This window comes from Microcoleus sp. Pol12B4 (genome assembly GCF_036701385.1).
In the GTDB taxonomy this organism is placed as follows: Bacteria; Cyanobacteriota; Cyanobacteriia; order Cyanobacteriales; family Microcoleaceae; genus Microcoleus.
This window is the reverse complement of record NZ_JAUBQR010000227.1, coordinates 1-11,029: the sequence shown is the minus strand read 5'-3', so window position 1 is coordinate 11,029 and position 11,029 is coordinate 1. Positions and strand designations below refer to the sequence as shown.

Below are 11,029 nucleotides of genomic sequence, written 5' to 3'. Positions count from 1 at the left end.
CGGTGGACGGAATTAGAAAAAGCCGAAGAAATTATTGTTTATTGCGGTTCCGGGGTGACGGCTTGCGTTAATTTACTGTCTTTAGAAATTGCCGGAATTCCCGATGCTAAACTTTATGTGGGTAGCTGGAGTGACTGGTGTTCTTATCAGTTGTAGGGCCCAGGAGCGAGATGATTGTTGACTGTTGAGTGTGAGTTTTAGGGTAGCGGGCATTGGTGTCAACTTAACGTTAAACCCTCAGTCCGGCAGCGGTTGAAACAAGAGCTTCCAAGCGAAATTCCTCGCTTTGAGGACTAATGAGTTCTTCAGTCCTCTTTGAGAGGACTTTAGCTATCAGACAGGGAATTAATTCCCTGGCAGACTGTTGGGTGAGGGGGATGACTGGCGAACTAAAAGCTTAAGTTGACACTAATAGGTAGCGGGTAATAACTTCGGCGTACCTCAATGTCGTCGTAGGGTGCGCTGCACCTTACGGCGAATTAAATAATACCCTAAAAATCAAAATAAATATAAGGCAAACCCCCTTCGGGAGCCAACACCCAAACCGCATACAAACAAAGTGGCACTAACACCAATTTCAGCGGCCAATTTAACTCCAATTTCAAACCCCGACTCAACGCATAATTCCCCAGCATCGCCGCAGCCAAAGCCGCCAACATCCAAGTTAAATGCACTCTTTCCAAACCCAAAACTTCACCATAAACTTTCTCAGCAAACTGTACGTCAGCAGTGTGTCCCCACAAATGCGAAATCGCCCATCCAGAATCCTTTAAATCGGGAAGGCGGAAAAATATCCAACTACCAAAAACCATCGCCTGAGTCAATAGCCAAGCGATCGCAATCCCGATCGGATTTTCCCACAAAAACTCGATCCGCAACCGCTTAAACACCACATCAGTCAGCCTGTGAACCGCCAAAGCTAAACCGTGTAAACCCCCCCACACAATAAATCCCCAAGCGGCCCCGTGCCAAATTCCCGCAATTAACATGACGATCGCCAAATTCAGACAAGTGCGCCACAAGCCGACTCGCGAACCGCCCAAAGGAAAATACAAATAATTGCGTAGCCAATCGCCTAAAGTCATGTGCCAGCGTCGCCAAAAATCAGCTATGCTGGCACTAAAATAAGGAAAATCAAAATTTGGTGGCAAATACCAACCCAGCAGCAAAGCAGTACCGCGCGCCATGTCCACATAGCCACTAAAATCGAGATAAAGTTGCAGCCCGTAAGCAAAAATAGCCAGCCACAAATCCTCGCTACCCGCCCGCTGCAAGTTGGTAAAGCTTAAATCGACATAAATTCCCAAGTTATCTGCGAAAAGACCTTTTTTTACTGCACCAAAGGCGATCGTCCAAAATCCCTCAGAAATGCGATCGGGCGTCGGAAATTGCTGGGTTTTCAGTTGATAGATCAAGTTGTGATACCGAGTAATCGGGCCGGAAATCAGTTTTGGAAAAAACAACTTGTAAGCAGCAAAGTGCAGCAGCGAAGTAGCAGCAGGCGCGCCTCGGTACACGTCAATCAAATAAGCAATGCACTCAAAGCAAAAGAAACTCAATCCCAGGGGTGCGATGACGTGACTTTTCACCCAGTCAGCCCCGTCGATAGCTACAGGCCAATTGAACAAAGTGCCGATCGAACTCAATAAAAAAGGCACATACTTAAAGCCCAGAAGCAGCAACACATTCAGGCAGATGCCTATCCACAGCAGCAACAAACGGCGGCGGTTCCAAGATTCATTAGCAATCCGCCAATCCAGAGGTTCCCCAATCGCCATCGCCAAGCAATAATTAAACAAAGCACCGACTAACAGCAGAGGAATGTACCAAATTTGCAGCGAAGCGTAAAAAATCAAACTGCCCGCCAACATGATGAACAGCCGCCACCACCGCAGCGGAACCAACCAGTAAGCCGCGAACAAAATTAACAGAAACAGGGCATATTGAAGAGAGATGAAAGTCATACCATTTTAGATTTTAGATTTTAGATTTTAGAATTGGGAAGTGGGAATGGCTTATTTTGTATGGGTTTGGATTACGCGCCTACAGTGGCATTTTTTTATTAATCTAGACTTTGCTAAGAACAAGATTTATCATGGATTTTAGCCGATCGCCGACACGAAAATAGGCCCTCCGTAAGTCCCTACTATATAGTCGGCAACTGAGAACTGCTACATTTTACAGCACAAAGGTTAAATGCTGTTGCAAATTAAATAAATTTTGCCTGCTATAAATTATCGATCTTACGAACCATATAAAAATCGCTGAAAAAATATAACTAGGTTCGCAGCATCCGACTTCAGTCCTCAAAAGCTACAATTCCTGATATTGTTTCTCTTCGCATCGGAATAATACTTTTTATCTTACAGTCCTAGCATCCCGCAAAGCAAAAAAGTGATGTAACCGAAAATGTTTGGAATTCCTCACGATCGCAGGTATTTGACAAGCAGCCCCATCGCATTTCAACTCTTCCCAAACGTCAAATTCAGTCAGACCCGGCATCATAATGTCCATAAAAATGGGGTTCGGCAAAGCACAGCCGAACCCCAACTTTCAGCACCGTGGGCGACTTATGTTGCAGTATAAGGAATTTCTGCCAGCCAGTCTTTCAGAAAATACCAAAAAACTATCTTCATCCTCCCCAATCAAAACTTTTGTTGCTGAATCCGGCACTGGCGAGCGAGAATTTGCGATCGCGTGCGGTATTTCATCTGCCTTACCAGCGGACATTTCCAAAGGATTTTCTTCCTCTCCAGGATACAGAATCGGCAGTGTGACAAAAAAAGTCGAACCAACTCCGGGTGAACTTGTGATTTCAATACTTCCCCCTAGGAATTCCGCCAGTTTTTTGCACAGAGACAATCCCAATCCCGTGCCTTTGACGCCCTTCTGCAAGGGGTTTTCGAGTTGGACAAATTCTTCAAAAATCCGCCTTTGATCGGCTGGGGGAATGCCGATGCCCGTATCTGCTACTGAAAAAGTAACTGTTCCCTCCTCTCGCATTTCCGCAGCCACTCGAACTTCACCTGCTTCGGTAAATTTGAGGGCATTAGAAATCAGATTTCGCAAAATCTGAGAAACTTTTCCCTCATCAGTTGTGAGGATGGGAAGTTCGAGAGGATCTTCAAAAATTATAGAAACGGGAGAGTTGGGGGGAAGCAGGGGGCGCATCATTCCTCGCAGCGCGCTGAACAAATCTTCGACTTCAAAATCAGCCACGCGAACAGTTAGTTTTCCGGCTTCCACTTTGGCTAAATCTAACGAGTCGTTGACAAGTTCTGCGAGAGATTCGGCGGATTTGTAAATGTAATTTACTTGCTTGTCCTGTTCCGTTGAAAGTTCTCCGTCGAGGCGATTTAACAATATTTCGGAAAGGCTCATAATTGCCGTTAGCGGAGTGCGAAACTCGTGGCTCATATTGGAGAGAAAGCTGGTCTTGAGTTCGCTGGCGCGCCGGAGAGATTCGGCCTTGTCGTTCAATTCCGCGTAAAGTGCCAGGACTCCGCGATTGGTATCTTTTAGTTGTTGATTTAATTGTACGAGTTCTTCTTGACGCTGGCGGAGTTCGTCTAAAGTGCGTAGTAATTCTTGATTTTGCTGCTGAATTTCGGCATAGGGATCTTCGGGAATTTGGCGCGCTAGTTTGTCAACTAATTGATTTAGTTCGATCGTACTCAGCGCAGGCATATGTTTGGAAAACTGCTTAATTAATTGTACAGCCGTTCCGCGATCGGGCCCCGAGTCGATTTGCACTTCATCCATCAAGCGTTTGGCTGCTGCTAAACCGAGTCCCGCGCCGGTTTGCGATCGAAAATTCGGGCTTAACACAGCCGGTAAATCAGCAATTCCCGGCCCGGTGTCGGAAATCCGAGTCCGAAAAATTTGGGGCGATTCCCCTTCCACAATGAATTCTACTTTGCCACCGCCTGCATATTTGAAAGCATTGCGGGCAATTTCGGAAACTGCTGTGGCGATGCGGGTTTGTACTTGGGAATCGAATCCCAGCCCTTTAGCTATTTGGCGAGCTCTTTGGCGTACTTGTACGATGTCTTGTTCAAAGCGGACTTCCGTCGTCAGGATTGGGTAACTCACGCTGCTTCTCTCACCTTGGCTACTATAACTGTCATGTCATCGCGAGTGCGTTTGAAGTCCCGGTAGAGCACGGCTGCGATTAAAGCTGGATGTCTGGAGGCTAAACCCGGGTAGCGGTTTAAATTCCACTGCCCCGCCAAACCGTCGGAGTGCATGATGAGTAGGGACTGCTGCGACCAAGGATAAACAAATTCTGCTACTTTTCGCATCATATGTCCAACTGTGCCATTGTAGGAAACCATGGTGCGGCTTTGGTTATCTGTGACAACTACACCGCTGATGTTGCCAATTCCGGCAAAACAAATTGTTTGTTGGGTACGATCAATTTGGGCGATCGCCGCAGCCGCTCCTCTGGTATTTTTTAAAGCAGCGTGCGCCTTCTCTAAAATTGCTTTCGGCCCGAGTTTGGCGTTTTCCTCAAATACACGCACTGCTTCGCCAGACGCTTCCTCCGCCAAATCCCCGTAGCCGAGCCCGTCTGCAACTAAGATCAGGTTTTTGTCAAGGTGATTTTTTACCGCCCACGAATCGCCGCAAATTTTCTCTCCTGCTTTTGGTAAGTGGACGACCCCCAATTCCAAGTAATTGATGTTTTCGGATGCTTCCCGACTATTTTGGGTCGGTTCCAGCCGCGCTAATAAGGCTGTCCCCAGTTTTGGTACAGAATGAATATCAAAAAAAGTAGAGAGGCGTTTAATTGCCCCCAGTCCAGTTCCAGGGCTTCCCGCTGTAGAAAAACCATCCCGCAGACAAAGCGCGACATTTGTCATTCCTTGGCCCCGGTCTAGCGCTACTATTTCAATGCTATATCCTGCCGCTGTTTTTGATGTTCGCAGCAAAATTTCTCCTTCGCCCGCGTGCTTGACCACATTTTTTGCTGCTTCGGTGGTAACAATTGCTACTTTACCGCGCTCGGTCTCGTTAAATCCGACTTCGGCCGCCAGGGCCACTGCGATTCGCCGCGCTTCTCCGACTTGACTTTCTTCTGTTACGGGCAAGGCTACGGCATCTATCATTTTTTATCAGCTCTCATAATGAAATCCTCCATACGCCAACCCTCTCCGGGTATGGTATGGGATTCCAAGAATCACTTCTTGGCTTTGCTGGTTGCTCTTTATACCAATTTAAAAAATAATACAACTATACGCAAGCTCCAAACCCCGATCGTCCTCACTCATTCCCAATGCTTTAATCTAAAATCTCAACTCTCAAATCGTATTACTTCTTCAGCGCCAGCGGACGATCGCAATTTTAGTCCCTTTACCCACTTTGGAAACAATCTCAAATTCGTGCATCAACCGCTTGGAACCACTGAGCCCCAAACCCAAACCGTGATTAGAAGTATAACCGTCAGTCATTGCCAATTCGATGTCTGGAATTCCCGGGCCCTTGTCTTCAAATATCAGCCGTAGCCCTTTGCGGTTGCCTAATTGGAGCGTTTCGAGAGTTACAGTTCCCCCTTTGCCGTACTCTACAGTATTGCGGGCGAGTTCGCTGGCTGCGGTAACGATTTTTGTTTGGTCTAATAAACCGAATCCCATTGCTACAGCCCAAGTTCGCACTTGCTGTCGGACGTGGACTATATCGGATGACGATCGGATTTCTAGTGTCTCACGTTTTGACATGGTGGCTACTGTACCAAAATAGAACTTCTCCCCAAAATATAGGACTTACCCTCGTCAACTTAGTTTCTCCTAATAGGACTTACGCACTTACTACGATTTTCTCTCAATAGAGAACATAGTGAAGCAATCTCAAACCCTTGATTTAACTCTCTTGAGTGCGTAAGCCCTGTCCTCAGAAATCTTCAGTTTGTCAACAAGGTATCTCCAAACAAACTAGGTTTCTTTACTGCCTGTACCTCAGTCATGGGACTATTAATCGACTGCTTACGATTGCTCGTCAGGAGAGAAACCCAAGGAATTTCTCAACAAAATCATGCCTTTTTCAACGCTTAAAGCTGTGCGAACTCCTGTCAGGGAAAGCCCCAACTCAACGAGCGTAATCGCAACTGCTGGCTGCATCCCGACCACAACTGTTTCAGCATCTAAAATTCGCGACATACTAGCGATATTGTTGATAATGCGACCTATAAAGGAATCTACAATTTCCAGGGAAGATATTTCTATTAAAACACCTTTAACACCTGTTTTGACAATGCGGTTGGTCAGGTCGTCTTGCAGCGTCATCGCTAAGCGGTCGTGCATATCTACTTGAATAGTTACTAGCAGAAATTCTCCCATTTGAAGTATCGGTATACGTTCCACAAATTGACCTCTATTTTAATTTTCACTTAAATTTTTAGGCAAAGAGGCAATATTTTTTATCTTTCCTCTTGAATATTTCTTATAGTTAAACCTTGGCGCTGCAAAGCGACTTTAAAAGCATCTGCTAAAGTAGCTTTGGTGAGAATATCCTGCAAGTCAACTCCTAAATGAACTATAGTTTGAGCTATTTGCGGGCGAATGCCACTGATGATGCACTCAGTACCCATTAAACGGGCGGCAGCGACAGTTTTTAATAAATGTTGAGCAACTAAAGTGTCAACAGTCGGCACGCCTGTAATGTCTAAAATCGCAAATTCGGAACCGGTTTCCATGATTTCCTGCAACAGAGTTTCCATGACTATTTGAGTGCGGGCACTGTCGAGAGTCCCGATCATGGGTAAAGCGAGAATGCCTTGCCAAAGTTTGACTACAGGTGTTGACAATTCGAGCATTTCTTGCTGCTGGCGTTCAATGACTTCTTCGCGAGCTTTGAGAAAAATTTCTGTCACCCAAAGGCCAAGCTGGTCTAATAAACTGGTGGAAAGCCAAAGTTGTTCGACAAGTGCGTCGCGGTTTTCTGTTAATTCATGACAAAGCCGATCGAACAATGGCTTTTTGAAGCATAAAATGAAACTCGCTATCTCTGAGGGAGTAAAGCCTCTCTGAACGCGCGATCGCGAAACTTCTGCTAGCAGCACCCGCATATTTTCCCATTCGGGTGTCTGGATGTCGCTAAAGTTACCGTGCCCGACTGCAATGTGAAGCAATTGCAGGAACTCTTGACACTCGGAGCGCAATTCTTTGGCTCTCATCAAGTCGTCCCGCCGCAGCCCGGTATTTTGCAGTTCTTTGAGCCAGTCTGCTAGTAACTCTGCTTTGTGTCTTTGTATGATTTCCGCGATCGTGTTATTGCTTATGAGTTCCATTAAAATTATCTCCTGCTTAGCAATTGGGATGAAGTTGTACGAGTGATCGCACCAAGCGTGTTTTTTGATGGGGCAACTTCTGAGTTTAGCTCACTGTTTGCTGTTTGTGATCGAGGGTTAAGTACCTAATTGTAAAATGCGTTTGACGATCGCACTCGTAGAACTCGGAACTTCTATTTCTATCAAGGAAATCTTGCCACCTCCGGCGATAACGGCCGGTGCTTCCGGCAGAGTTTCGACTTGATAGTCGCCTCCTTTAACGTATATATCAGGCTTCAGGATATTTATCAGTTTAGTTGCTGTAATCTCGGAAAAAATTACTACGGCGTCTACTGGTTTGAGGGCGGCTAACACTTCGGCTCGCTGATTTTCCGGCACGATCGGGCGGGGTGGCAATCCCGGCTGCTGCGGTTTGATAGCTTGCACGCTGGCGTCGCTATTCAAGCCCACCACGAGCGATCGCCCCAAATTTTTTGCCGCCTGCAAATAGCGGACGTGACCGCAGTGCAGGATATCGAAGCACCCGTTAGTAAACACGAGCGGACGCCACTTGTCCGGATCATCGGATGCGAGCAATCTTTCAAGTTCTTTCAACGTGTAAACATTAGAAATCATTGCAGTCATTACCACCAAATTTGAACAGCGAGCAAAATTATCCTACCAATAAATGTGAGTTTTTGCATTTTTACTATTGAATAATAAATCCTGCAACTAGGGCAATAATTAACAGTTGCCGATGGGTAAATAATCATTAGTAATCTGTGACTTTTAAGCAAGAAGGGATAAGTAAACTTTACCGACGACGCAGGTGATACGGTCAACAGAATTCCTAAGTAAAAAGCCGCTAGTCGTGTATTTGTGACTTCCGTATCGTGCTGTTGGTAATTGGAGGTTAAAAAGGTTGGTAAACAATTATTTATTCCCGCCCTCTCTTATATCAATTACTATAAGACAAGGGATTTAGTTCCACCGCCTCGGGCAGGCGATCGGGTAGTGGGAGCCCTAGGGGGTGAAACCCAACAAAAGGCGCTCCTCCTGTGTCTATTATGTCTGGCACGACCGCGCGAGCGAAAGCTAGTTAAAACAAGGAACCCAAGTGTGCAGAGCTCATCTTTACGCTGGATTCGTCAGACTATAGAAGAAGCCAGCAGTTGCTTGCTGCAGTTTCTGGGCGCTATCTTGACCAAGCTTTACAGCCAGCCCAGAAGCCTACAGCCTCCTGTGTCCAACTCTGGATAGCTGCTCAGAAACTCGACCTTTTGGCTCGCAACTGCAGTCTGTGAAAACCCAGAGGAAAGTCGAGTTCGGTACTCGAAGCAGCTATTTTGGTGGAAAATAGCTTAACCGTTCAACAAAATCCACTTAACTACCCCCTTGAATCTAAAGGTGTAGAATTATCTAACACGAATTATGAAAGCAAGTAATAGCCGTCAATTTTCTTCAGTAGCTGCTCGAACTCTAAAAGTAGTCGGGATTATCTTGATTCTCTCTGCTTTGCTTGACTGCATTGTTCTGTCGCTGCCGGGAGAAACTTCAGACCTTCTCAATCGAGGCTGGCAGTTGGCTGCAGCAACTCAGATAGTTGACAGGGGCATTATTCCTTTGATCGGTATCGCCCTCCTGATGACTGGCTTTTGGGTTGACAGCAGCAGTGGAGTCTCTATTGAGCGACGCAAGGTTTGGCTGGACTTGCGATTCTGGGCGCTGTTGATTTCCAGCTTGTTAGGTCTAGTTTACCTATCTCTGGTTCCCGTTCACCTCAACAATACTCGTTTGGAACTCAAGGATGCTCTGGCTCAAGTAGATCAAGAAGCCGGACAAGCGGAAGGTCAACTTGAGGCACAACTTAAAAGCCCTCAATTTAAAGCTCAGGTAGAACAGCTCAAAAGCCAGCGTCGCACCCAGATAGCCGCGCTGCTGGAAGACAACGGGAAGCTGCAACAAGCACTCAAGAGTCCAGATGTTCCCAAGGAATTGAAAGCTGTGCTTGAGCAGTCGAAAAATGACCCGAAAGCCCTCGACAAGTTCCTGGAACAGCAAGCTCAATCACTTCCCACCCAAGCTCGCAACGAGATTCGCACCCGCAAGCAACAAAAAGAGAAAGAGTTAAGAACTCGATCAAGAAATTCGAGTTTGCAGACGGGAATCACCAGTTTGCTGCTAGCGATAGGCTACATTACTGTTGGTTGGACGGGATTGAGAAGTATGGGAATTCTGCGGTTCGGCCGCCGCAAAAATTGACCGGCGCTGGCAGGGATTGTGCTGGTCGAGACATCCCTGATAAATAGTTTGTTTACCCAATAGTTTGCCCTTACTGAAAGCTGGGAATGTTCTCAATTTATATTCTGACTTACAACGAAGAGATTGATATCGCCGCTTGCATTGAATCGGCACTGCTTTGTGACGATATCATTGTAGTTGATTCTTTCAGCACCGATCGCACCCTTGAGATTGTTCAGAACTATGCCGTGCAAACAGTGCAGCACCGCTTTGAAACTCACGGACGCCAGCGGACTTGGATGCTCCAAGAAGTCCCGTGCAAGTACGAATGGGTTTACATCCTCGAAGCTGATGAGCGGATGACACCTGCACTGTTTGCTGAATGCTTAAGGGCGATCGAAAGTCAAGAATATATCGGCTATTACGTAGCTGAAAAAGTAATATTTATGGAGCGCTGGATTCGTCGCAGCACTCAATATCCCCGTTATCAAATGCGTCTCTTTCGCAAAGACCGAGTGTGGTTTACTGACTACGGTCACACTGAACGGGAAGTCTGCAACGGGCCTACTCACTTTTTGAAAGAAACTTACCCTCACTATACTTGCAGCAAAGGCCTTTCCCGCTGGATTGAAAAGCACAACCGCTACTCGACTGACGAGGCGGCTGAAACTCTCCGTCAATTAGAAGCTGGTCAAGTAAATTGGTGGGGTTTATTGTTTGGCGCGTCGGAGGTGGAAAGGCGCCGCGCTTTGAAAGATTTTTCTTTGCGCTTGCCTTTGCGGCCTGTGGTGCGCTTTTTCTATATGTATATTTTACTGGGCGGATTTCTTGACGGCCAAGCGGGATTGGCTTGGTGCACGCTGCAAGCTTTTTATGAATATCTAATTTTGTTGAAAGTTTGGGAAATGAAGCATCTACCACTGCCAACTTTAGAGGTAGTGGCAGAACAATCTATTTCGGAAGTAGTAACAGTTGAACCGTCGAATGTTTCTTATAATCTTGGGGCTTCCGATACTCGAAATTAAAAATAGAAAATTAAAAATCGGGCCTTAAAAATTGGCATTGGTAATTAATACAACTTAAACAAGAAGATGATTTACGCAATTCACTGGATGACAACCCCGTCAGAACATAGATGTAATCAAGAATATAGCCCTGATACACATCTGAAAAAATGGTAGTTTATAGCGCCTAATTATCGTTGATTCGGCTTGGCACAATTGGAGGATAATTCTTGTGTGGAGTATGGGTGAAGCGTCCCGCCTGCTGTGAAACTACACGCCTTCGGGAGCATAGACACACCTACAAAAAAAAGCAAAATCCTCCCGCTATTATGCAACGCTCCGCCATCAGTAGGTCTTTTGACGGGTTTGTTACCCACATTCCGCACCCTGAACTGTCACACTACGAATTTTCGGAGTTTGGTGAAATTGAACTGGCGATCGCCCAATACGGTTCAGTTAAGGGCTATGCAGTGTTTAAAACAATAAATACAGGAGGATTCATTATGATTCCAGTACCTCT

General features: G+C 46.1%; 10 protein-coding genes and 1 pseudogene. 4 read left to right on the top strand and 7 right to left on the bottom strand.

Going from position 1 to position 11,029, the window contains the following annotated elements:
* On the top strand, window positions 1–156 hold a 156-nt coding region (locus QUA38_RS23965), incomplete at its 5' end, for a rhodanese-like domain-containing protein (protein ID WP_333166318.1).
* Between the two features lie 335 nt (window positions 157–491).
* Here QUA38_RS23965 and QUA38_RS23960 read toward each other — a convergent pair.
* The 7 genes from QUA38_RS23960 to rfaE2 form a co-directional block, all read right to left on the bottom strand.
* Entirely contained in the window at window positions 492–1,964 is a 1,473-nt protein-coding gene (locus tag QUA38_RS23960; protein ID WP_333166316.1) for an MBOAT family protein, read from the bottom strand.
* A gap of 589 nt (window positions 1,965–2,553) precedes the next feature.
* The gene (locus QUA38_RS23955; protein ID WP_333166313.1) at window positions 2,554–4,092 is read right to left on the bottom strand and encodes an ATP-binding protein; all 1,539 of its coding nucleotides are present in this window, start codon (window positions 4,090–4,092) and stop codon (window positions 2,554–2,556) included.
* Entirely contained in the window at window positions 4,089–5,108 is a 1,020-nt protein-coding gene (locus tag QUA38_RS23950; protein WP_333166311.1) for an ATP-binding SpoIIE family protein phosphatase, read from the bottom strand. The genes QUA38_RS23955 and QUA38_RS23950 overlap by 4 nt, the downstream gene beginning before the upstream one ends.
* A gap of 210 nt (window positions 5,109–5,318) precedes the next feature.
* Entirely contained in the window at window positions 5,319–5,717 is a 399-nt protein-coding gene (locus QUA38_RS23945; RefSeq protein WP_333166309.1) for an anti-sigma regulatory factor, read from the bottom strand.
* 264 nt (window positions 5,718–5,981) lie between these two features.
* The gene (locus QUA38_RS23940; protein ID WP_333166306.1) at window positions 5,982–6,359 is read right to left on the bottom strand and encodes an STAS domain-containing protein; all 378 of its coding nucleotides are present in this window, start codon (window positions 6,357–6,359) and stop codon (window positions 5,982–5,984) included.
* 56 nt (window positions 6,360–6,415) lie between these two features.
* Window positions 6,416–7,285, bottom strand: a complete 870-nt coding sequence (locus QUA38_RS23935) for an STAS domain-containing protein (RefSeq protein ID WP_190733979.1) — start codon at window positions 7,283–7,285, stop codon at window positions 6,416–6,418.
* Between the two features lie 117 nt (window positions 7,286–7,402).
* On the bottom strand, window positions 7,403–7,900 hold the full coding sequence (gene rfaE2 / locus QUA38_RS23930; RefSeq protein ID WP_445305098.1) for a D-glycero-beta-D-manno-heptose 1-phosphate adenylyltransferase: 498 nt from the start codon (window positions 7,898–7,900) through the stop codon (window positions 7,403–7,405).
* A gap of 795 nt (window positions 7,901–8,695) precedes the next feature.
* Here rfaE2 and hpsJ-B point away from each other — a divergent pair.
* The 3 genes and pseudogenes from hpsJ-B to QUA38_RS23915 form a co-directional block, all read left to right on the top strand.
* The gene (gene hpsJ-B / locus QUA38_RS23925; protein ID WP_333166299.1) at window positions 8,696–9,526 is read left to right on the top strand and encodes a hormogonium polysaccharide biosynthesis protein HpsJ; all 831 of its coding nucleotides are present in this window, start codon (window positions 8,696–8,698) and stop codon (window positions 9,524–9,526) included.
* A gap of 86 nt (window positions 9,527–9,612) precedes the next feature.
* The gene (locus QUA38_RS23920) at window positions 9,613–10,530 is read left to right on the top strand and encodes a glycosyltransferase family 2 protein (RefSeq protein ID WP_333166296.1); all 918 of its coding nucleotides are present in this window, start codon (window positions 9,613–9,615) and stop codon (window positions 10,528–10,530) included.
* Between the two features lie 308 nt (window positions 10,531–10,838).
* Window positions 10,839–11,029, top strand: a pseudogene (locus QUA38_RS23915) (hypothetical protein); the annotation flags it as partial.